The sequence below is a fragment of the Cupriavidus sp. GW822-FHT02D05 genome (assembly GCF_058802485.1).
The window spans coordinates 20,928-43,206 of sequence record NZ_JBXAOE010000032.1 but is presented as its reverse complement, the minus strand read 5'-3'; the positions used below and the strand labels follow the sequence as shown (position 1 = coordinate 43,206).

19 protein-coding genes are annotated in these 22,279 nt (G+C 66.3%); 12 read left to right on the top strand and 7 right to left on the bottom strand.

The features are described 5' to 3' along the window. Positions 1-38 precede the first annotated feature (38 nt). A complete protein-coding gene (locus AC1RQK_RS32280; RefSeq protein WP_174426145.1) occupies positions 39-584 on the bottom strand; it encodes a MarR family winged helix-turn-helix transcriptional regulator in 546 nt (181 codons plus the stop codon). 560 nt (positions 585-1,144) lie between these two features. Between AC1RQK_RS32280 and phnN the strand changes: the two genes are divergently transcribed. From phnN to AC1RQK_RS32250, 6 genes are all read left to right on the top strand, one after another. After that, positions 1,145-3,184 carry a phosphonate metabolism protein/1,5-bisphosphokinase (PRPP-forming) PhnN gene (gene phnN / locus AC1RQK_RS32275; protein WP_492813520.1) on the top strand — a complete coding sequence of 680 codons (2,040 nt, stop codon included), beginning with the start codon at positions 1,145-1,147 and terminating at the stop codon, positions 3,182-3,184. A gap of 70 nt (positions 3,185-3,254) precedes the next feature. Beyond that, positions 3,255-4,247, top strand: a complete 993-nt coding sequence (locus AC1RQK_RS32270; RefSeq protein WP_492375555.1) for a tripartite tricarboxylate transporter substrate binding protein — start codon at positions 3,255-3,257, stop codon at positions 4,245-4,247. Between the two features lie 223 nt (positions 4,248-4,470). Next, complete coding sequence (locus AC1RQK_RS32265; RefSeq protein ID WP_492813456.1) at positions 4,471-5,577, top strand: porin; 1,107 nt, start codon at positions 4,471-4,473, stop codon at positions 5,575-5,577. 277 nt (positions 5,578-5,854) lie between these two features. Beyond that, positions 5,855-6,160, top strand: coding sequence for a FeoA family protein (locus AC1RQK_RS32260; protein WP_492375553.1), 306 nt, complete (start codon positions 5,855-5,857; stop codon positions 6,158-6,160). Positions 6,161-6,179: 19 nt separating this feature from the next. Next, a complete protein-coding gene (gene feoB, locus AC1RQK_RS32255) occupies positions 6,180-8,051 on the top strand; it encodes a ferrous iron transport protein B (protein WP_492375552.1) in 1,872 nt (623 codons plus the stop codon). Positions 8,052-8,069: 18 nt separating this feature from the next. After that, positions 8,070-8,390, top strand: coding sequence for a DUF6587 family protein (locus tag AC1RQK_RS32250; RefSeq protein ID WP_492375551.1), 321 nt, complete (start codon positions 8,070-8,072; stop codon positions 8,388-8,390). Positions 8,391-8,633: 243 nt separating this feature from the next. On the opposite strand, the gene AC1RQK_RS32245 is transcribed toward AC1RQK_RS32250, so the two are convergent. Then, on the bottom strand, positions 8,634-9,989 hold the full coding sequence (locus AC1RQK_RS32245; RefSeq protein ID WP_492813453.1) for a hypothetical protein: 1,356 nt from the start codon (positions 9,987-9,989) through the stop codon (positions 8,634-8,636). 793 nt (positions 9,990-10,782) lie between these two features. Here AC1RQK_RS32245 and leuA point away from each other — a divergent pair. Both leuA and AC1RQK_RS32235 read left to right on the top strand, forming a co-directional pair. Next, complete coding sequence (leuA, locus tag AC1RQK_RS32240; RefSeq protein WP_492375565.1) at positions 10,783-12,480, top strand: 2-isopropylmalate synthase; 1,698 nt, start codon at positions 10,783-10,785, stop codon at positions 12,478-12,480. Between the two features lie 382 nt (positions 12,481-12,862). Next, a complete protein-coding gene (locus tag AC1RQK_RS32235) occupies positions 12,863-13,507 on the top strand; it encodes an OmpW/AlkL family protein (protein ID WP_492375549.1) in 645 nt (214 codons plus the stop codon). Between the two features lie 52 nt (positions 13,508-13,559). Here the strand turns inward: AC1RQK_RS32235 and AC1RQK_RS32230 are convergent, their stop codons facing one another. Continuing rightward, complete coding sequence (locus AC1RQK_RS32230; protein WP_492813451.1) at positions 13,560-14,255, bottom strand: HD-GYP domain-containing protein; 696 nt, start codon at positions 14,253-14,255, stop codon at positions 13,560-13,562. A 106-nt stretch (positions 14,256-14,361) separates the two neighbouring features. On the opposite strand from AC1RQK_RS32230, the gene AC1RQK_RS32225 reads away from it, so the two are divergent. Beyond that, positions 14,362-14,496, top strand: a complete 135-nt coding sequence (locus AC1RQK_RS32225) for a hypothetical protein (RefSeq protein WP_492375547.1) — start codon at positions 14,362-14,364, stop codon at positions 14,494-14,496. A gap of 58 nt (positions 14,497-14,554) precedes the next feature. Here AC1RQK_RS32225 and AC1RQK_RS32220 read toward each other — a convergent pair whose 3' ends face one another. Then, positions 14,555-16,051, bottom strand: a complete 1,497-nt coding sequence (locus AC1RQK_RS32220) for an AMP nucleosidase (protein WP_441632696.1) — start codon at positions 16,049-16,051, stop codon at positions 14,555-14,557. Positions 16,052-16,226: 175 nt separating this feature from the next. Between AC1RQK_RS32220 and AC1RQK_RS32215 the strand changes: the two genes are divergently transcribed. Then, the gene (locus AC1RQK_RS32215; RefSeq protein WP_174426156.1) at positions 16,227-16,616 is read left to right on the top strand and encodes a GNAT family N-acetyltransferase; all 390 of its coding nucleotides are present in this window, start codon (positions 16,227-16,229) and stop codon (positions 16,614-16,616) included. Between the two features lie 54 nt (positions 16,617-16,670). Beyond that, positions 16,671-17,105 (top strand): EamA family transporter, encoded by a 435-nt coding sequence (locus tag AC1RQK_RS32210; protein WP_492375546.1) that lies wholly within the window; start codon positions 16,671-16,673, stop codon positions 17,103-17,105. Between the two features lie 33 nt (positions 17,106-17,138). On the opposite strand, the gene AC1RQK_RS32205 is transcribed toward AC1RQK_RS32210, so the two are convergent. Further along, positions 17,139-18,140, bottom strand: a complete 1,002-nt coding sequence (locus tag AC1RQK_RS32205; protein ID WP_492813448.1) for an MBL fold metallo-hydrolase — start codon at positions 18,138-18,140, stop codon at positions 17,139-17,141. A gap of 52 nt (positions 18,141-18,192) precedes the next feature. Then, positions 18,193-18,786: a hypothetical protein gene (locus AC1RQK_RS32200; protein WP_492375544.1), complete on the bottom strand. Its 594-nt coding sequence runs from the start codon at positions 18,784-18,786 to the stop codon at positions 18,193-18,195. Between the two features lie 261 nt (positions 18,787-19,047). Between AC1RQK_RS32200 and AC1RQK_RS32195 the strand changes: the two genes are divergently transcribed. Continuing rightward, complete coding sequence (locus tag AC1RQK_RS32195) at positions 19,048-21,159, top strand: ParB/Srx family N-terminal domain-containing protein (RefSeq protein WP_492375543.1); 2,112 nt, start codon at positions 19,048-19,050, stop codon at positions 21,157-21,159. Between the two features lie 81 nt (positions 21,160-21,240). Here AC1RQK_RS32195 and AC1RQK_RS32190 read toward each other — a convergent pair whose 3' ends face one another. Beyond that, a complete protein-coding gene (locus tag AC1RQK_RS32190; protein ID WP_492375542.1) occupies positions 21,241-22,230 on the bottom strand; it encodes a Bug family tripartite tricarboxylate transporter substrate binding protein in 990 nt (329 codons plus the stop codon). Between the last annotated feature and the right edge of the window lie 49 nt (positions 22,231-22,279).

Here is a 22,279-nt window from a genome sequence, read left to right as displayed (position 1 = left end):
TTTTTTATGCCGCGCTCGCCGCCAGCGCCGTCACTGGCTCAAAGATCCGCCAGCAGCCGCCCCAGCTCGCGCGTCGATGGCACACGCCGTGCCGTGCCCTGGGCCTCTTCCTCATCCTTGGCCAGGTTGCGGTTGATGGCAATCAGCACCTTGCGCGCAATCGCGACGTCCTCGGCCGAGACCCCCTCCACGCTGATCTCGTTGACCTCCTCGGCCAGCGGCACCAGCTTGCGCTTGAGGGCGCGTCCCGTCTTGGTCAGGAACACATGGACATTCTTCTTGTTGCCGGGCAGGTGCGTGCGCTCGATATAGCCCAGCGCTTCCAGCGCCTTGACCGCCGCGAACGTGGTCGGCTCAGTGACGCCCGCCAGGTCGCTCAGCTCCCGCTGCGACAAACCGTCGTGATCCCAGAGGATCCGCAGGATGGTCCAGTGCCCATAGGAGACCGTGTGTTCGGCCAGGCGCATCTGCAGGGCGCGGATATAGGCCCGGGCGGCGTCCTTCACCATATGCGCCAGGCGCTCGTTGGCGATGTCGCCCGGCTGGGCGGGCACCTGCGTTTCAGTCAGTTTTGAAGTGGCCATAAGACGGTGTGGGAGTTCTTGTCGGCGCCGGCCATGCCCGCGCCCGAAGATGGAAAACATGATAACGCGTTAGCAAAGCGGCCGTATGTTCCGCCACGCCGCTCTCCCGGCGGATATTCGCCAGCTAACCATTTTTCTTCGACCGAATGTAGTGCTCACTACATCAGTGCGGGCTTGCGCCACGACGATGCAGCAACGCACCTGCAGAGGGATTTCCCTGCTAGACATTGCTGGAATCCCCGCCACAGGCCGTGGATACGGCCCTTCCCGGCGATGGCCCGACTCTTGCATATTCTTAGATGTCGAACTTATCTTGACAAGGTTTCATCTGGTGCTAGCATTGCCTTTGTACTTCGATATCTAAGCATATTGTCTGAGGACATACGCGGCACAGTCGACGAAATGGGACCAGGAATGGGACCAAGAGAAAGAAGAGGATGACCATGAAGAACCCCGAGACCTGGAACGACACATGCACAAGCAGCCTGGAAGCCTCCCCCCATCCGAACCGCGTCGGGCCATCGGCTTTGGCGGCGGTCTCCACCACGCGGGATAAGCCCGTGCAAGCTGTCGGCACCTTCTTCCTCGTGGTTGGCCCCAGCGGCGCGGGCAAGGACTCGCTGATGGACGGTGCCAGGGCGGCGCTGCTGGCCGATCCGCGCTATGTGTTTGCCAGGCGCGTCATCACCCGGCCAACGGGTTCGCCGGGCGAGGACCACGAGGGCGTGACGGAGGCCGAATTCTCGGCGCGCGAGGCGGCCAACGCCTTCCTGATCACGTGGGCAGCGCATGGCTTGCGCTATGGGCTGCCGGCCGGCTTGCTGGATGAACTGGAGCGCGGCCGGCACGTCATCGCCAACGGCTCGCGCGGCATTGCTGCCGCGCTGGCTGGCCAGTTGCGCAACTTCGTCGTCATCCATGTCACGGCGCCGCTGCAGGTGCTGGCGCAGCGCATTGCCGCGCGCGGACGCGAATCCGGCGACGCGGTGCTGCGCAGGCTCGAGCGCATGCCCAATCCGATTCCCGCAGGCGTGGCGAGCGTCTGCGTATCGAACGACGCGGCCATGGAGGTGGGCATCGCGCGCTTCCTGGAAGCGCTGCACACGGCGTCGACGCCGCTCAAGGCAAGACGCATGCCGATCGCCACCGGCGACGCGCACATTGCCTATGTGTCGCCCGCCAATGCCGCGGGCCAAGCCCGCATGGCGGTGCGCTCGGAAAAGACGGAGATCCCCACGGCCTTGCATGTGGTCGAGAGCCCGGGCTTGCTGCAGGACGAAGAAATCGGCCTGTCCGATGCCCTCTTCGAGCGCCTGGGCGTTGCGCCCGGCAGCACCGTGCGCCTGCGCCGGATTCCCGGTCCCGTCAGCCGCGACGTGCTGCGCAAGAAGCTGCGCGGCGATGCCTTGAGCGAGGCCGAGTACGAAGCCGTGCTGCGCGATGCGGTGGAGGGCCGTTATACGGAGATCGAGCTGACCGCGTTCCTGGTGGCTGCCTCGCAGCACCTCACCGATGCGGAAGTGGTCAGCGTCGCTCGTGCCCGCACGCGCTTTGCCCCCAGGATCGGCTGGGACGAACCCATCGTGGTGGACAAGCACTCCATGGGTGGCGTGCCGGGCAGCCGCATCACGCTGATCGTGGTGCCGATCGTCGCGGCGTTCGGGCTGGCGATGCCCAAGACCTCGTCGCGCGCGATCACCTCCGCGGCCGGCACCGCCGAGGCCATGGAGACGGTGGCGCGGGTGGACCTGGACATCGACGACGTGCGCCGCTGCGTGGAGCAAGCGCGGGCCTGCATTGCCTGGAACGGCCGCCTTAATCACTCGGCTATCGACGATGTGATGAATGCCATTACGCGCCCGCTCGGCCTGGACGCCAACCGGTGGTCGGTGGCATCCATCCTCTCCAAGAAATACACAGCGGGTTCGACCCACGTCATCGTCGACCTGCCCTTCGGCCCGCAGGCGAAGCTCAAGTCGCAAGCCGAAGCACAAGCCCTGGGCGTCTTGTTCGAAGCGGTGGGCGCGGGGCTGGGCATGCAGGTGCGCGCGTTCGCGACGCACGGCAGCAAACCCATCGGGCGCGGCGTAGGCCCGGCACTGGAAGTGCGGGATGTGCTGCAGGTACTCAACGGCAGCCCCGACGCGCCCGCGGACCTGCGCGAGAAGGCCCTGTTCTTTGCCGGACAGATTCTTGCGTTCGACCCGGCCGTGGGATCTCCCGCCGAGGGGCGGCGGATTGCGGGCGAATTGCTTGCCTGCGGGGCCGCAAGCGCCGCATTCGACCGGATCGTGGCCGCGCAGGGCGCAAGGGCGGCACCGGATGCACCGGGCCACCATGTCCACACCGTACCGGCCAGCACGGCGGGCGTCGTCGCGGACATCAACGGCTTTGCCATCGCTGGCATTGCGCGCGGCGCCGGCGCGCCACGCCGGCCTGGCGCTGGCGTGGACCTGCTGTGCACGGTGGGAGACCGGCTCGTTGCCGGGCAACCGCTATTCAGGATCCACGCCGAGACCGCCAGCGATCTGGAGGCGGGCGTACGGGCCCACGCTTCGGCGGAGCTCGCCGGGCCACCGATTCGTATCCGGCGGGACTAGCAGCGCGTCCGAGCGCGCCGCCTGCACTGGCGCACTGATCTATCATTTCCTTCAACCGATGAGGCAACAAATGACATCCTTATCCGTGGTACGCAGTCTCGCATCGATCTCCTTGCTGGGGGCCACGCTGTTCGGCCTGCCCGCGCAGGCGAGCGCCAATATCGGCGGCGACTTTCCACAAAAGCCGATCCGGCTGGTGGTGACGTTCCCGGCGGGCGGGGGAACCGACACGCTGGCGCGGGTGATCGGCACGGAGGTGGGCCGCAGCCTGGGCCAGCCCGTGGTGGTCGACAACCGGCCGGGCGCCAGCGGCAATATCGGCGCCGAGTACGTCGCCAAGAGCCCGTCGGACGGCTATACCTTGCTGGTTGTCAACAGCAGCTTTGCCATCAACCCCGGTGTGTTCCGCAACCTGCAGTTCGATCCGGGCAAGGACTTCAGCGCGGTGATCTCCGTGGCATCCGTGCCATCCGTCATCGCCGTACCCGTTTCTTCCAAGATCCAGACGTTCAATGACCTGCTGGCAGCGGGGCGCTCGGGCAAGCCGCCGACGTACGCCTCCTGCGGCAACGGCACGCCCCAGCACCTTGCCGGCGAGCTACTCAAGATCTCGGCCAGGATCGACCTGCTGCACGTGCCTTATAAGGGTTGCGCTCCGGCGCTCGCCGATGTGCTGGGCGGCCAGGCCGACGTCAGCATCAACACGCTCAGCAACACGGTGCCTTACCTCAAGGCCAACAAGCTGCGCGCGCTGGCCGTCACCTCCAAAGGCCGGTCGCCGCTGCTGCCCGACGTGGCCTCGGTGAGCGAGCTTGGAGTCAGTGGCTATGACGTCGACCAGTGGTTTGGCATCCTGGCCCCGGCGCACACACCGCCGGACATCGTGCTAAAGCTCAACGCGGCCATCGCCAAGGCCGTCGCCAAGCCGGAGGTCAAAGCCAATCTCGCCCAACTGGGATTTGCCACCGCCAGCAGCACCCCGGCGGAATTCCAGAAAGTGGTGAACACCGACATCGAGCGCTGGAAGAAGCTCGCCGCGCAGATCGGCCTGCGGGTCGACTAAGACCCGCAAAAAGCTAACAAAAACTCACAGAAGCCGACAGAAGCCTGCTAGAGGTCGCCAAGGCCAACTGAGACCCACGGGGCAACGCGCGCCGCCCGCCCCACCCATTCCCATTGCAGCACCGCTACGCCACGGCCATCACGGATCCCGTGCGACCGCTTGCGCCTTGCGTTTGCACTTGCCGTAAGGAAAAGACATGAAGGAAATGAAGGAAATCAAGGCAATGAAAGACGTCCCCCGCCTGACGCCCGTATTCGCATTCGCCATCGCAGCACTCACCCTGTCCGCCTCCGCCTGGGCGCAGTCCGGCCTGGTGCTCTATGGCGTCGCCGACGTCGGCGTCGAATACCTCACCCACGCCGACGCCAGCGGCAACGCCCTCGCCCGGATGGCTTCGGGCAATCTGTCCGGCTCGCGCTGGGGCCTGCGCGGCACGGAAGACCTCGGCGGCGGCACCAGCGCGCTGTTCGTGCTCGAAAGCGGCTTCGATATCGATGCGGGCACGCTGGGCCAGGCCGGCCGGCTGTTCGGGCGGCAGGCCTATGCCGGGTTGAACACGCCCTATGGGCGGATCACCGCGGGCCACCAGAACAACCTGCTCTACGACATCCTGATCAACTACGACGCCATGGCCATCGCGCCGCGCTACTCCGCGTTCCTGATGGATAGCTCACTCGCGGGACGCTATGACAACGCCGCCAAGTACGTAGGGAAGTTCGGCGGGCTGACGGCAAGCGCGATGTACGCGTTCGCGCGCGGGACCTCCGTAACCATAGGCACCACCAGCACCATCACGGGCGAGACCGCCGGCAACGCACGGAACGACCGCGCCTGGAGCACCGCGCTGGAATACGCCACGGGCAACGCCGGGGCCACAATCATCTACGACCAGCAGCAGGGCACCACCGGCCTGTCCGGCCAAAACCCGGCGCAGCGCGACCGGCGCATTGCCGTAGCCGGCAGCTACGCGTTCGCTCGCGCCAAGGTGTTCGCGGGCTATCGCTGGCTGAGCGGCGACATTGGCAGCACCCCCACCGTGGCCGCGCGCCGCAACGATCTGTTCTGGCTCGGCGCGAGCTATGCGTTTACGCCAGCGCTGACGTTGAGTGCGTCGGCCTACGTGATGAACGACAAGCGCAGCGCGCAAGATCCCTGGAGCCTTGTCGGCACGCTGGACTACGCGCTGTCCAAGCGCACCGATGGCTACCTGACGCTCGGATACGTCAAGAACAAGGACGGTTCGCGTGTCGGCCTGAACGGCATCCAGGCCAGCATCGGCCCCGGCCTGAACCAGCTTGGCGCGGTGGCGGGCATCCGGCACAAGTTCTAGGCCGGGCGGGCTGCGGCACGGTGAGCAGGGCGCGGCACCCGCACAGGGTGCCGCATGGTCGGGCGTAACCGATTGTTGCCCGACGTGCGCTATGGGGCGATTGCAGACCGCCGGCATTGTCGTGCGCCATGCATGCATGGCGCACTGATAGCACAACGGCGCGAAATCGAAACGCCCGCATGCAAATCGGCTACAATAGGAACGATTTTCATTTACCAACCCTGGTGTGAGTTTGCCGACTGCGTGCCGTGCCTCGCGCCAACGGACTGGAAGCCACATGCGGTTGTCTGAACTTCCGCGGCGCACCGCCGCTGTCATCGTGTCAATCGATGACAATTCTCCTAACGATCCAATAGCACGCCGCCTGCGCGAACTCGGCTTTGTGCCGGGCGAAGCCGTACAGGTCATTGCGCTGGGACCGTTCGGCATGGATCCCCTTGTCGCCCAGGTGGGCTTTACCCGGTTTGCCTTGCGCCGCGCCGAAGCGGCCCGCATCACCGTGGAAGCGGTGAGCGCTTCCGTCTCCAGCATCACGCCGGCAGCGCAGCCCGACGCGCCCGCCGCCAAACGCTCCGCTGCCTGACCGGGCACCTGCCAAGAATATGTCTGTCGCCAACCCGACTTCCGCTTCCCAGCGTCCCGCATTGCGCGTTGCGCTGGTGGGCAATCCCAATTGCGGCAAGACCGCGCTGTTCAACCGCCTGACCGGCAGCCGCCAGAAGGTGGCCAACTACGCTGGCGTCACCGTCGAGCGCAAGGAAGGCCATTTTGTTTCGCCAGCCGGCCGCCAGGTGCGTGTGCTGGACCTGCCGGGTGCCTATAGCCTGCACGCGGCCAGCCTGGACGAAGCCATCACGCGCGACGTTTGCCTGGGCAAGCGCCCGGGCGAGCCGCGCCCCGAACTACTGGTGTCAGTGGTGGATGCCACCAACCTGCGCCTGCACCTGCGCTTCGTGCTGGAGTTGCGCCGTCTCGGGCTGCCGATGGTGCTGGTGCTCAATATGAGCGATGCCGCGGCCAAGCGCGGCATCCACATCGACCGCGACAAGCTGGCCGCCGCGCTCGGCGTGCCGGTGGTCCAGACGATTGCCGTCAAGCGCGATGGCGCCGCCAGCCTGCTGGCCGCACTGGACGCGGCCTTGCCTGAAGTGCCGGCTGCAGCCCCCGAGCCGGCATCCGACCTGGACGTGCACCAGGAGGTCAAGCGCCTGCTGGATGCCGCCGTGACCATGCCGGCACGCACCGCGGCCATGGACGACCGCCTGGACCGCATCCTGCTGCATCCGGTGTTCGGCCTGGCGATCCTGGCCGTGCTGCTGTTCCTGATGTTCCAGGCGGTGTTCTCCTGGGCCGCCCCGCTGATGGACGGCATAGAGGGCGGCGTGCACTGGTTCGGCGAGATCGTCGGCAGCCATCTGCCCGAGGGCATGCTGCGCAGCCTGCTGGTGGATGGCCTGATCGCCGGCCTGGGTGCCGTCGTCGTGTTCCTGCCGCAGATCCTGATCCTGTTCCTGTTCATCCTGACGCTGGAGGAATCCGGCTACCTGCCGCGCGCCGCCTTCCTGCTCGACCGCCTGATGATGGGCGCCGGCTTGTCCGGCCGCTCCTTTATCCCGCTGCTCTCCAGCTTTGCCTGCGCGATTCCCGGCATCATGGCCACGCGCACCATCCAGGACCCGCGCGACCGCCTCGCGACCATCCTGGTGGCCCCGCTGATGACGTGCTCCGCGCGCCTGCCCGTGTACGCCCTGCTGATCGGCGCCTTCATCCCGGCGCGCACGGTGATGGGAATGTTCAATCTGCAGGGCCTGGTGCTGTTCGTCCTCTATGTGGCGGGCATCGTGAGCGCGCTGGTGGTGGCGTACGTGCTGAAGTATTTCCGCCGCGACCGCACCGACCACCCGCTGATGATGGAGCTGCCCTCGTACCGCATCCCCAATGCGCGCGACGTGGCAATCGGCCTGTGGGAGCGTGCCCGCATCTTCCTGTCCCGCGTGGGCAAGGTGATCCTGACGCTGACGGTGCTGCTGTGGTTCCTGGCCACGTTTCCGTCGCCGCCGGACGGCGCCACCGCCCCGGCCATCGACTACAGCTTCGCCGGCATGATCGGCCGGGCGCTGGAGCATGTTTTTGCCCCGATCGGCTTCAACTGGCAGATCTGCATCGCGCTGGTGCCGGGCCTGGCCGCGCGCGAAGTCGCCGTGGGCGCGCTGGCCACCGTCTATGCGCTGTCCGGCAGCGAGGACGCCATGGCCAGCCAACTGGTGCCGATGATCGCCGCGCAATGGTCGCTCGCCACGGCGCTGTCGCTGCTGGCCTGGTACGTGTTCGCGCCGCAATGCATCTCCACGATGGCGGTGATCCGGCGCGAAACCGGCTCCTGGAAGGTGATGGCCGCCTCGACGGCCTACCTGGCGGGCCTGGGCTACCTGGCTGCCTTTGCCACGTACCGCATCACCCTGATGCTGAGCTAAAGCGAGGACATTGCAGCCATGAGCCTTTACCATGCCTTTGAAACCCTGCTGGTGCCGCTGATCGTGCTGGGCTGCACGCTCTCCGTGCTGGCTCGCTATGCACCGCGCACCCGTGAACGGATCAAGAGCGGGCTGGCGGCGCGCCTGGGCGGCACCGCGGCCACCGGCTGGCGCCAGCGCGCGGTGGCCTGGCTGGCACCGCAGGCAGCGGCCGGCTGCGCCAGCGGCTGCGACAGCGGCGGCTGCAATACCTGCGGCTCCAGCACCACCGACAGCGCGCAGCAAGTGCCCGCCCAACAGGCCGGCGAGCAGATCATCCGCTTCGTGGCCAAGCGCTGATACGCCCCCAAACCCATCGCTAGCCACGTTTTTGATCCACGCAGAAACGGGTACGCTTTGGGTTCGCCGCGCTGGTTCACAGCGTCTTCGGCACCTCCTCCCTCCCGCTTTCCCCCCCTCGTCCGCACCTGCGCGGCACGATCTCCATCAGGCGGCCGTCTGGCGACGGATCATTGAAACCACAGAGAAACAAGCGCGGGCAGTTGCAACGACGCGCGGCAGGAACACATGCCGGGCGCCGCATCAGCTCACCGTTCCCGGAATCGTGATGGAAATCGGCTGCAGTTCAGGGCCGGCCGTGCAGGTCGCTGTCACCGTGAAATCGCCAAGCGCCAAGGGCGTCACCACGATCTGCGCAGCATTGACGCCACCCGCGAACGCTACGTTGGCACTGCTGGCCCAGCTCCAGCCCGTGCAGCCAAGATAGGGAACATCCGCGCCGAAGTTCTTGAGCGTGGCGGTGACGGGAATCGGCACGGGCAGCGACAGCAGCAGCTTGAGCGGTTGTGGCCCGTTATAGACCAGCGCCCACTTCGGCTGCTCCGTCACCGTCAGGCTGGCCTTGGGCGTGCCCGCTATCTTGCTGCTGGCCGCGCTCACCTGCAGCAGGCTCTGCACGGTGGGCGTGCCGATCACGATGCTGGTGCTCAACGTGGCCTGCCGCGTGGCCGGATCCGGCGCGACGGAGAGCGTTGGCGAGGTGGCGGCGTAGCTCCAGGTGCCGTCGAAATCCGCGGTGGAATCATGCGAATCGCTGCGGATCACGCGCGCGTTGAAGACCTGCGGATAGCCGTTGAGCACCGACAGCGCGTTGATGGGCACGCCCCCTTGTGAAAGCTCGAGCCGGTAGGTGTAGCCAGTGTTCTTCTGCACCGTCACCAGCATCTGCCCGCTGACAGCAATGCCGTTGGGCGCGGTGACCGAGACCGTGACGGTGCCGACCGCGGCGGCGGTATCCGAGCTGTTGACGCCCGTCAGCGATGCGGCATTCTGCGCGGCGCTGACCTGCACGTTGCTAGTCGAGCTGGCCCAGGCCCAGTCGTGCACGGCTGCGCTGACGTCGCTGCCGTTGCCATCGACCAGCGTCGCCGTGACCGGCTGCACCTGCCCGTCAACCAGCGACAGGACCGGATTCGACAGTGCCAGGTTGTAGCTGACGGCGGTGGGCTGCACGGCCACCGTGGCGGTTTGCGCGGGCAGTTGCGTGGTGCTGTTGTCCGCCGTCTTGATGGTGGCCACCACCTGGATGGTGGCCGTGCCCACCGCCACACCCGTGATGGTGGCGCTGGCGTTTGCGGCCGGCACCACGGTGGCAATGGCGTTGCTGGACGAAGTCCAGGCAAAGGTGCTGGACGACGTTACGTCCGCTCCCTTGCTGTCCACCACCGAGGCTGACATCGAGATGCTGCGGCCCACCCCGACCTGTCCCGAGGTCATCGTGAGCGTCACCGAGTATTTCACCGGGGTGGTATCCGCCGCGGTGCTCGCGGTGCTGGGCGATGCAGCGCCCGAGCCGCCACCGCCCCCGCCACAGCCCGCCATCAGCAATGCCATGGCGGCGCAGGCCAGCCATGCTGGCCACATCTTGGTGTTGCTCATGATGTCTCCCCGTATGGCGTTAAATCCCGGGCCCCCTGCCGACAAAAGCGGAAGCAGGGCGCCGCTGGCCAGACTCGTTTGGTTGGCGCGACCGGACAGGTAAATGGCGGAATTGGACAGTCACGCGCTTTCTAGGCTAGTCACGATGTGCAAGCTGCTGTACCAGCCAAACGGCTGAGAGTTCGGCGCTTATGTACGCTGACGCACGCCTGGGCTCAGTCACAAGTCCGTGCCGATGGCCAGGCGGAGGTGGCTGGCCAACTGGTTATCCGCAGGGGACCCGCGCACTCGTCCTTGACGCCCGTTCGCGTTCTCGACTATTCTTGCCGGATGCCGACCGCTGAAAAGCGGGCTCGGCATGCATGACAAGTACAAGTGATCGACGCACCTTGGTAATTGGCGTCATCCGCGTCATCCGCACCGCTTCCCACACACCACGCAATGCACCAAGCCACCTGCTTCCACCGCCGCGCCGCCGATGCCTCCCGCATCGCTGCAGCCGTGCGCGTGCCGGCAGCAGGTCGCGCGCTGGGTACCGCCATTGCTCTAGTTGCACCGGCCCTGTCGGCGCCGCGTCTTTCCTCCTCGCTACTGCTAGACCTACTGATCGGTTGCCGGGCCTAGTGCCTAGTGGCAGTTCGGCAGCCTCGCGCCACCCTTTTTCCGCATCGGCTTTCTGACGCCTTCGCTATTGAGCGTTTCAACGCTCTGGCGATCTTGCGTCCTGCTTTTTGCCTTTTACTTTTTGCTTTTTGTCTCTTGCATCTTCCCGCGAGGAAGGAGAACCGTCATGATGTTGCGCAACCCCGCCACCAAATACCGCCCTGCCACTACCGTAGATATCGCCGACCGAACCTGGCCCGCCAAGCGCATCACGCGCGCGCCGGTCTGGATGAGCACGGACCTGCGCGATGGCAACCAGGCCCTGATCGAGCCGATGAACCCGCAGCGCAAGCTCCGCTTCTTCGAGCAACTGGTCAAGATCGGGTTGAAGCAGATCGAAGTGGCGTTCCCCTCGGCCTCGCAGACCGATTTCGATTTCGTACGGATGCTGATCGAGGAAGACCGCATCCCGGACGACGTGACCATCGTGGTGCTGACCCAGGCGCGCGAAGACCTGATACAACGCACCATCGAATCCGTGCGCGGCGCCGCGCGCGCCGTGGTGCACCTCTACAACCCGATCGCCCCCGCGTTTCGCCGCATCGTGTTTGGTGCGAGCCGCGAGGAGGTCAAGGAGATCGCGCTGGCGGGCACCCGCCTGATCAAGGCGCTGACCGACGGCATGCCCGAGACGGCATGGACCTACGAATACTCGCCCGAGACCTTCAGCATGACCGAGCTGGATTTCTCGCTCGAGGTTTGCGATGCGGTATCCGCGATCTGGCAGCCTAGCGCCACGCGCCCGCTCATTCTCAACCTGCCGACCACGGTGGAATGCAGCACACCCAATATCTTCGCCGACCAGGTCGAATGGATGCACCGGCATCTTGCACGGCGCGCAGGCATCGTACTGTCGGTGCACCCGCACAATGACCGTGGCACCGCAGTGGCAGCCGCCGAGCTTGCCGTGATGGCGGGCGCCGATCGCGTGGAAGGCTGCTTGTTTGGCAATGGCGAGCGCACCGGCAATGTCGACCTGGTGACGCTGGCGTTGAATCTCTACACGCAGGGCGTGGACCCCGAGCTCGATTTTTCCGACATCGATGAAGTGCGCCAATGCGTGGAGGATTGCAACCAGCTCCCCGTGCATCCGCGCCACCCGTATGTGGGCGACCTCGTCTTCACGGCCTTCTCCGGCTCGCACCAGGATGCGATTCGCAAGGGCTTCGCGCAGCAGAAGACGGATGCGATCTGGGAGGTGCCATACCTGCCGATCGACCCGGCCGACCTTGGCCGCAGCTACGATGCGGTGATTCGCGTAAACAGCCAGTCCGGCAAGGGCGGCATGGCCTACCTGCTGGAACAGGTGCACGGCATCTATATGCCGCGCCGCCTGCAGATCGAGTTCAGCCGCGCGGTGCAGTCGATGACAGACGAGAGCGGGCTCGAAGCCAGCGCCGATGACTTGTATGGCTTGTTCAAGCGCGAATATCTCGAACATGAGGCGCCGCTGCGCTATATGGGCCATCAGATGGTGTCCGGCAACGACGGCCAGGTGGAGATCGAAGTGGCGTTGCTGCGCGATGGCGAAGCGCTGCGCGCGCGCGGCCGGGGCAACGGCCCGATCGATGCATTCGTCAGCGGCCTCAAAGGCGCGCTGGACATGCCGGTGCGCGTGATGGATTACCACGAGCACGCGCTGTCGTCCGGCGCCAATGCTGCCGCGGCCTGCTATGTGGAAGTGCGGGTAGGAGACTCCGCCACGGGCTTTGGCGCTGGCATCGACGCCAGTATCGTCACGGCATCGCTCAAGGCCGTGGTGTCGGGCGTAAACCGCCACCTGCTTGCGGCCAGCCAAGTGCGGCGCGAGCAAGCCCTGGCCGATTGATGCCGCCCGCGCCCGGACTCAAGGCCTCGGCGCAGAAAAACCGGTGTGCCCCGCCCCCACGGGGCACACCCGGAAAGACGCCCTTGCGGGACGCCCACGACATGCTCGTTGCTTGACTGTGTGCACAGCGTAAGGCGGGTGCAAACTTGCCGCCACGAATATTTGCGCATGTCCTTAGAAGCCCGGCCCGGGATTGGAAATGCGAAAGCGCGCTGCGCGGCTCGTGCGCAAGCAGCCCAGCGCGGGCCGGGACTGTAGCAACGCGGCGACGCATGCGCATGCGCGCGCCACCGATGCCCATCTTCTTGCTTTCGGTCAAGGCTCAACCGGAAACGCTGCGCCAAACTGTGCGTGAAGTTTCCTAAAACACGAGCCAACCATCATGAAGAAGCACCTGCATATCCGTCTGTGCACCACTGCCATTGCCACCCTTGCCGTGCTCGGCGCCGTTGCCGCAACGCCTGCCGCTGCCGCCGATGAAGCGCAGGGCAACTGGATGGTGCGCTTGCGCGGCACCTATCTCGACATGGCCGGCAAGTCCGACCCGATCGGCGGCGTTGGCGCCTCGGACCGCATCACGGTCAACAACAAGTGGATTCCGGAACTCGATGTCACCTACTTCTTCACGCCGCACATCGCCGCCGAGCTGGTGCTGACCGTGCCGCAGAAGCAGAACGTCTACCTGGATGGCAACAAGATCGGCTCCTTCACCCATCTGCCGCCGACGCTGCTGGTGCAGTATCACTTCATTCCCAACGGCACCTTCCGCCCGTATATCGGCGCTGGCCTGAACTTCACGCGCATCTGGGGTGCCGACATTGCCAACAATTCGCTGTCGCTCGACAGCTGGAGCGTGGCGCCGGCCCTGCAGATCGGCATGGACTACAAGCTCACCAAGAACTGGTTCCTCAATGCCGACGTCAAGAAGGTGTGGCTGTCGAGCGATGTGAAGGCGGCCGGTGTGAAGGTCTCGAACGTGAGCCTGGATCCGTGGCTGTTCAGCATGGGTGTGGGCTACCGCTTCTGACGAATCGCGGTACGTCGCTCCACGGCACAACGAACGCGCGGCGGATCCCGCGTCAGGTTCTGGCTTGGCGCGGGATCTGCCGCAATGCGTTGCGACTCAAGCCATAGAAGCGCGCGACCACGGCCATCTCCGAGCCAGCATCCAGCAGCGCTTGCGCTGATTTCCGGCTCCGCAGTATCTGCGGGATGCTGGCGAGGAAAACGCTCGCCACGTCCGGGTCGAAATGCGTGCCGGAACCTGCCGAGACAATCGACAGCGCATCGTCGTCGCTCATGCCGGGACGATAGCAACGCGACTCCGTCATGGCATCGAACGCATCGGCGAGCGCCACGATACGCGCGGCCAGCGGGATCTCCTTGCCGGCCAGGCCGCGTGGATAGCCCGTGCCGTCGAAACGCTCGTGGTGATGGTGCGCGACCTGCGATGCCAGACGCATCAGCACGTCCGCACTGCCCGCGAGGATGTTCGCGCCGATCTCTGCATGCCGCTCGATCACCTGCCGCTCTTCGGGGAGCAGCTTGCCAGGCTTGAGCAGTACGGCATCGGGGATGGCAAGCTTGCCCACGTCGTGCGCCGGCGTAACGAGCCGTATGCGCTCGCAGTGCGCCGCATCCAGCCCCAGCAGATCGGCAAGGCAGGCGGCGATCGTCGCGGTGCGAACGAGATGGCCCGATGCATGCGGGTAACGCAAGCAGCCAGCGAGCGTCAGGCTGGCCAGCGTCATAACCGCATGGGGATTCGTAATCATGGTGCTGAAGCTGGGCGAAGCGCGAGATTCTATGCCTGTCGAGGCATATCGCCAATAGCTGATGGCGAACCGCCTTCGTGGCCACGCACTTCGCCTGCCTCAATCCATGCTGAGACTGGCCTATGCGGTGTTTCCGGAACGGCACAATATGTCAGCCAAGGTCAGGGTGTTCCTTGACTTCCTGGTGGCGCATTTCGAGGGGAAGCCGGCCAAGGCGCGTGGCGGCCCGACCGCGTGGTGAGTGAGGGATGCAAGGCACCGGCGTCCCCGCTCGCACGGGAACGCCGGCAGGAGCCAGCCTACCGAAACGCCGGCTCGTCGAAACTACGCAGCTTTCGCGAGTGCAGTTGCTCGGCACCGCCCTCGCGCAAGATGCGAATCGCCTCCAGCCCGATCGACATATGCTGGCTCACCCGCTGCCGATAAAACGCATTGGCCATGCCGCGCAGCTTGAGTTCGCCATGCAGCGGCTTGTCGGACACGCATAGCAAGGTGCCATACGGCACCCGCAGGCGGAAGCCGTTGGCCGCGACCGTGGCGCTTTCCATGTCGATGGCAATCGCGCGCGACTGGTTGAAGCGGGCGTACAACGCCTTGGACTTGAGCTCCCAGTTGCGGTCGTCCGTGGAGACAACGGTGCCGGTGCGCATGCGGGTCTTCATCTCGTTGCCGGACAAGCCCGTCACACGCACCACGGCCTCTTGCAGCGCGACCTGGATCTCGGCGATAGGCGGCACCGGCACCCAGGGCGGCAGGTCGTGATCGAGCACGTGGTCATCGCGCACATACGCGTGCGCCAGGACGTAGTCGCCGAGTTGTTGCGAGCGGCGCAGGCCGCCGCAGTGGCCAACCATCAGCCAGCAGTGCGGGCGCAGCACGGCAAGGTGGTCGGTCATGGTCTTGGCGTTGGACGGGCCCACGCCGATATTGACCAGCGTGACACCGAGATTGTCCTCGCGCACCAGGTGATAGGCGGGCATCTGCGGCAGCGCGCGCGGGCGCAGCGCGTCGTCGGGCTCGGCCTCGCCGCGCTCTTGCATCACATCGCCGGGTTCGACGAAGCGCACGTAGCCGTCCGCGCCTTGCGCGTCTTCGGCGGCCATCAGCGAGCGGCCGAGCGCAATGAATTCGTCGACGTAGCGCTGATAGTTGGTAAACAGCACAAAGCGCTGGAAATGCTGGGGCGCGGTGCCGGTGTAGTGATAGAGCCGCTGCAGCGCCAGGTCCACGCGCTCGCCGGGAAACATCGAGAGCGGCCAGGCTTCGCCGGGCACCGGCTCATAGGTGCCGTTGGCAATGGCGTCGTCGATGCGGCTCAGCTCGGGCAGCACGAACGAGGCTTCGAGCTCGCGCGCCTGCGTGTAGCTGATGTCCGTGGTGGAGGCTTCGATGACGAACGGCAACGGGATCGGGCGGCGGCTGACGCCGACCACCACGGGCACGCGGTGGTAGCGTATCAGGCGCTCGATCTGGTCGCGGTAGTAATCGGCCAGCAGTTCGGGGCGGGTGACCGTGGTGCCGTAGACCCCGGGGTAGGCAACCGTGCCCCAGGATGGCCGGCTGTCGGTGACCATGGTTTCGAGATTGACCGAGATGCCAAGGTAGGGATAGCAGGCATGTGCCGCGGACGGCAGCGGCTGGCCCTGGGCGAAGGCATCGAAGCGCGCGCGGATCGCGCCGACCGAGGCATCGTAGATTTCACGGATGCGAGCCAGCGCCGCGTCGGCGTCGGAGAACTCGGCCAGCTGATCGGCCGGATGGGCGGAAGAGAAGATCGAGGCATTCATGGGAAACATGATACCCCGCTACAGAGCGGAAGCAACATGGCCTGCCGCAAATTGACGGGCCTTCGCGCGCTCGCTACACTGCCTGCAGTCTTTTTTTGCGGCCCCGCGCCGCACTCGCCTCGTGACGCCCCCCCATTAGAAGGGCAGCGCCGAGTTGCCGTATCTGCTTGCATTGGGAGCCCCGATGGAAATCCGCAATCTGCTGCCAGAAGAGATCGAGGCGGCCAGACAACTCCTTGCGGCCAACGGATGGGCGCACCGCGTTGCCAACACGGAACGCTTCGCCCGGCTGATCGCCAACTCGCAACGGGTGGTGGTGGCGGTCGATAACGGAGAGATCGTGGGTTTCGCGCGGGCGCTGTGCGACGATATCTCCAACGGTTACCTGTCGATGGTCGCGGTGACGCCGAGCCATCGCCGCCGCGGCATCGGCCGCGCGCTGGTGCGCCACATCGTCGGCAACGATCCCGATATCACGTGGGTGCTGCGCGCCGGGCGCTCGTCCGAGGCGGCCTTCTTCGGGCAGCTCGGCTTTGTGCCCTCGCTGGTGGCCATGGAGCGCCGGCGCACCTGAGCCGGGCCCGGCGGGCTGGCCTGCCGCTCAATCCTTCATCGCGCACAACAACACATGGCCTCTTCCACCGGTTGGTTTCATTGGGCGTTGCTGTCGGCCGTATTTGCCGCGCTGACGGCGATCTTCGCCAAGATCGGGCTGGAAGGCATCAACTCGGACCTTGCCACGCTGGTGCGCACGGCGGTGATCATCGTGGTGCTGAGTTTTTTCGTGGTGCTCACGGGCAAGTGGAGCAACCCGCTCGCGCTGTCGCCGCGGACCTGGATCTTCCTCGTGCTCTCCGGACTTGCCACGGGCGCCTCATGGGTGTGTTACTTCCGGGCGCTGAAGATTGGCGATGCCTCGAAGGTGGCGCCGGTGGACAAGCTGAGCCTGCTGCTGGTGGCGGTGTTCGCCGTGATCTTTCTCGGCGAACGCCCGAACCTGCGCGAGTGGGCCGGCATCGCGCTCGTCGGCGCCGGCGTGCTGGTACTAGGGTTCAAGCGCTAAGAGGCAACTCCGGCACATGGGGTCGCATCGACATTACCGGTCCGTGCGCACCGGCCCGTATTCCACCGGCACCCAGGCGTAGCCCTTGCTCTCCACGCGCACATGGCCGATTCCCGGGAACGGCAGGTGGGCGCCCGCCACCCACAGCTTGCCGCGCGCGGCGTCGGCGAACATCTTCTTGCGCGTGCGCACCGCCTGCGTGCTGTCCGAGTCGAATTCCAGCGCCACCTCTGGGCGGCGGAACTGCACCGCGTGGCTGTGCACGATATCGCCCCACACCAGCAGGCTTTGATCGCCTGACTTGAACAGGTAGCCACTGTGGCCCGGGGTGTGCCCGCGCGCCGGCACCGCGCTCACGCCCGCCACCAGCTTGTCGCCCGCGCCAAAGGTACGCAGCCGGCCGGCGGCCTGGTAAGGGGCGACGGCGGCGCGCGCCATGGCGAACGAGGACTGCGCGTCCTGTGGCGCGCGCGCGGCGGTGGCTTCGTCCAGCCAGTAGCCCGCCTCGGCCTTGTCGACATACACGTTGGCGTTGGCGAAGACGGCCTTGCCGTCGGCCGTCAGGCCGCACGCGTGATCGCCGTGCATATGAGTCAGCAGCACCGTATCGACCTGGGCGGGGTTGTAGCCCGCCGCGCGCAGGTTCTCGACAACGCGGCCCAGCGTGGGGCCGAAGCAAGCCGCCGTGCCGGTGTCAACCAGGATCAGGTTGGTGCCAGTGTTGATCAGGTATGCGTTGACGGCGGTCTGCATGCCGGGCGTGGAGGCCACGAACATGCGCGCGAGCAGGCCTTGTACCTCGCCCGGGCTGGTGAACTTGAGCACCTTGGTGTCCAGGTCGACATAGCCGTCGTAGAGCGCGGTGACCTCGAACTGGCCCAGCATCATGCGGTAGTAGCCGGGCACCTGGGTCTTCTGCTGGGCCGGCGGGGCCGCTGGCGGCCGGACCTGCGCCAGCGCGGGCAGGCCGGCAAGGGCGAGGGCGCAGACCATCGAAAGCGAAGTCAGGCGGGCAGCAAGGCAGGGCAGGGTCATGGGTCGATCCTTTAGGAGGGCAAGCCAGGCAAGGCCACGTGCCGCTGCCTGATCAACGGCTGTTTTGCGCAGCGCCGGAACGCAGATACGCCAGCGCCGGTGCCAACTGTGCCAGTGCCGGAGCCTGCGCGCAAACGTGCGAAGCAGTGCTCCAGGGATAGGGCAGGCGGGCCAGCCAGCCGTCGAGCACCTGTTGTGCGGTGTCGGCGGGCAACACGTCCATGGCCTCGATCACGATGGTGAGTGCCTGCACGCGCCGGGCGCCATCTTGCCCGGAGAACTCCCACGCGTAGCTGCCGCAGCCCACGCGCACACCGCCGCTGGCCTTGTCGGTCATGCCTACCAGCCAGTCACAGCCATAGCGTTGCGCGTCGGCTGCGGGCGGGGCCTCCGCCAGGCAGAACGTGTAGACGTTGTCGTAGCTCTGGCCAAAGCGCCGCACCAGCACGTCGCTGATCGTGGCCAGGCCTTCACTGCGGGCCGGGAACACGATGGCCTCGGACTTGACCGTCATCTCCAGCGTGGCATCGGCAGCGAAGGCGTGCGCCATCAGATGGGGGCGGTTCTCATCCTTGGCGCGGATATAGGTGCGGATCAGGGCCTGGGGATCGAGGGCCCCGGAAAACGTCGATACGGGTGCGTTCATGCGTGCCTTTTGCGTAGTTGGCGGCATGGTAGCCCGTCTCCCGCGCCAGCGGTGGCGCGGCCCTCCCGCCAGCAAGGTTGCTTCGGAATGCGCCGATTCCCGCAATCGCACCGGCCTGGTTGCCTTTGCTTCAAGACCTTTCGTCACGAGCACGTCATCAAGCCGGCATAGATTGTGGCCCTGCCGCCGCCCGCCCCCACAGGCGGGCGGCAAACGAGAACACACGAGAACAAACGAAAACAACGAACGAGTGAAAGATCGATGATCAAGCGAAAGCAATGGGCTGCAGTGGCCTGTACCCTGGCAACGGCAGCGCTGGCCGCCTGCGGCGGCGACGGCGACCAGACGCAGGCTGCGCAAGCGGGCAGCGGCGGCAGCACCGGAGGCAATGGCGGCAATGGCGGCGCGGTGACGCAGCCGGCCGCGCTCACGCCGCTGGCGGGCGGCTCGCTCTATGTCGGCGCGGTGAGCTTCGGCGATACCGTGTCCGTTGCGCTCGACCAGCCGGCCACCGGCCAAGTCACGCTACGCTTTCTCGATTCCCGCTTTGGCCTGGGCGGCACGCTGGTGGGCAGCTACACGCGTAGCGGCGACACCTACAAAGTCACCAAGCTGGCGGCAGCCGGTGCCGACGTACCCGCGGCACTGGCCACCGCCGCGAGCGCCATCAGCTTTGAGTTCGTGGTCGATGCCGGCGTGCTGTCCGGTGCGCTGGGCCAGGTGCCCAACCTCCTCGCGGGCGGCGGCGCGCTGCTCCAGGGCCACGTGAGCGCGGCCAACAAGGGCGCGCAGCTAAGCGATGTCGCTGGCGTCTACAACTATCTGCGCCAAGCAGGCACCACGGCCGCCGTAGGACAGGTCAAGATCTCCGCGAACGGGACGGTGCGCGCCTGCGCCGGCGCCGCCTATGCCGACAATTGCGCCGGCGGCGAAAGCGGCACGCTCGCCGCGGACGCCGACCAGCAGCGCTTCCCCGGCGCCTTTGCCGTGACGCTGGGCGGCAGCAAGATCGGCCGCCTCTTCGTGGCACGCCAGGATGGTCAGGCAACGCTGTTCGTCGACGAAGCCGCCAGCAATGCCGACGGCAGCCCACGCAACGGCAGCTGGGTGCTCAAGAGCACGCAGGCCATTGCCGCTGGCGCCGCCGACGGCGACTGGCTATGCGCCGAGCCCGAGCTGGACGACGGCAACGCGGCCACTGGCCGCACCCGCCGCAACATCGTGTCGATCGCGGGCAACCGGCTCGCCGCCGACAATATCGCCACGGACGTCGCGCTGAACTACAACGCGGCCATCGGGGCCAGTGGCGCCATCGCCACCGGCGCCAATGGGCTGATCTCCGGGGCCTGGCAGGACACCGTCGCCGCCCAGCCGCAAGCCGCCTCGCTGGCGTTTCTGCCGGTCACCGCCAAGCTGGCCTACCAGCTGCGCGACGTACCCGGCGCCAAGCGCCGCCTCCAGAGCGTTTGCACGCCGCTGGCCGCGCAAACCCCGACCACCACTTACCTGCAAGCCAAGGCCGGCGATATCGTGCAGGTCACGCTGGCCGACCTGCGCCCGACCCAGCCAGCCATCGGCTTCGACCAGATCTACTACAAGCTGGGCCGCTACGCGGCCGACCCGGCCAAGAAGTTCGACGATGCCTGCGAGGCCAACGGCCAGAACAAGGCCAGCACGACGACCGCTGCCTCGCGCCTGGACAACCTCGCCTCCTTCACCTGCACCAAGGCGGTCGGCAACAAGCCTGCGGATATGAAGACCATGGTGATCGGCCCGGCGGGCAAGCCGTACCTGACTGACGGCCATCACACCTTCACCAGCGTGTGGGAGGCTACCGACGGCGGCCCGCAGGCGAAGATGTGGATCAAGGTGCAGGACAACCTGGCCACGCAGGACCGCGCCACGTTCTTCCGCACGCTACGCGAGCGCAAGCTGATGTGGCTGAGGGACACCGCCAACCGCCCGACCACACCGGCCGATCTGCCGCCGGCGCTCGGCCTGCGCAACGGCCTGGGCAACGACCGCTATCGCTCGCTGGTGTATTTCACGCGCGACATCGGCTACCAGCAACTGGCGGACGCCACGGAGTTCACGGAGTTTTACTGGGGTGACTGGCTGCGTCAGCGCGTCAACCTGGACAACTACCGCCTGGACGACACCACGAGCTACCTGAGTGCCGTGCGCGCAGCGGCCACCGCCATGGTGGCGCTGGCCCCCGCCGATCCGGTGAGCAGCGGCAAGACCGCCGTGGCGCTGGGCGGGCTGACGGTGCTCAACGAGACGGAGTTCACGGCGTTGTCGCAGCCGGTGGGCAGCGCCAAGCCCGGCAAGCTGCCGTATGCGGTGGGCTACAAGGCGACGCTGGCCCAGTAAGCTGGCCTGGCCGCCTCGCCGTGCAGGTGGATCGCACGGCGAGGCGGCGCAACGACGCCAGAATCTTTTTGAAATGGCCTCTTATTCAGGCTGGATGTTGGCGGCCTTGATGATGCGGCCCCACTTGGCCGATTCCTGGGCCTGGAACTTGGCCAGCTCTGCGGGCGTGCTGGTAAACACATCGGTGCCGGTGGACTGGTAGAAGTTTGCCGCCGTCTCGCTCCTGGCGGCCTTCACCATCAGGGCGTTGAGCTTGTCCACCACCGGCTGCGGCGTCTTGGCCGGCGCGTAGGCGGCGAACCAGTAGCTCATCTCATAGCCCTTGACGCCGGCTTCGTCGATGGTCGGCACATTGGGCGCCAGCGGCGAGCGCGTCTTGCCCGACACACCGAGCGCCTTGAGCTTGCCGCTCTTGACCTGGGGCAGGCCGGTGGCGGTATCCGTGATCATCATCTGGATCTGGTTGCCCAGCAGGTCGGTGATGGCCAGCGGGTTGCTCTTGTAGGGCACGTGCAGCAACTGCACATGCGCCATCTGCTGGAACAGCTCCCCGGCAATGCGCGAAGACGAACTGCCGCTGCCAAAGCTGAGCTTGCCCGGCTCCTTCTTGGCCAGCGCGATGAATTCCCCCACGTTGTTGACCGGCAACTGCGGGTTGACCACCATGATCTGGCCGCCACGGCCCAGCGCGGTCACCGGCACGTAGTCCTTGACCGGATCGTAGGGCAGCTTCTTGAACAGATGCTCGTTGGCCGCATGCGTGGTGTTGGTGCTGATCAGCACGGTATAGCCGTCCGGGCTGGCCTTGGCCACGTCGCTGGCAGCGATAAAGCCGTTGGCGCCGGGCTTGTTGTCGACCACCACCGTCACCTTGGCATCGACCGTAATGGCCTGGCCGATCGCGCGGGCGAGCTGGTCCGTGGCGCTGCCGGCGGCGAACGGCACCACGAAGCGAATCGGCTTGTCCGGAAACTCCGCCTGCGCCGGGCCGGCCAGCAGCGCGAGCGCCGCGGCGGCGGCGATGCCGGTGACCACTTTCAGGCGGGAAGCGGGCTTGGTGTATGCGGACATCTTTGGTCTCCTGTTCGAATCTGGAATCGTTCTGGTTTGTCGTTTTGGT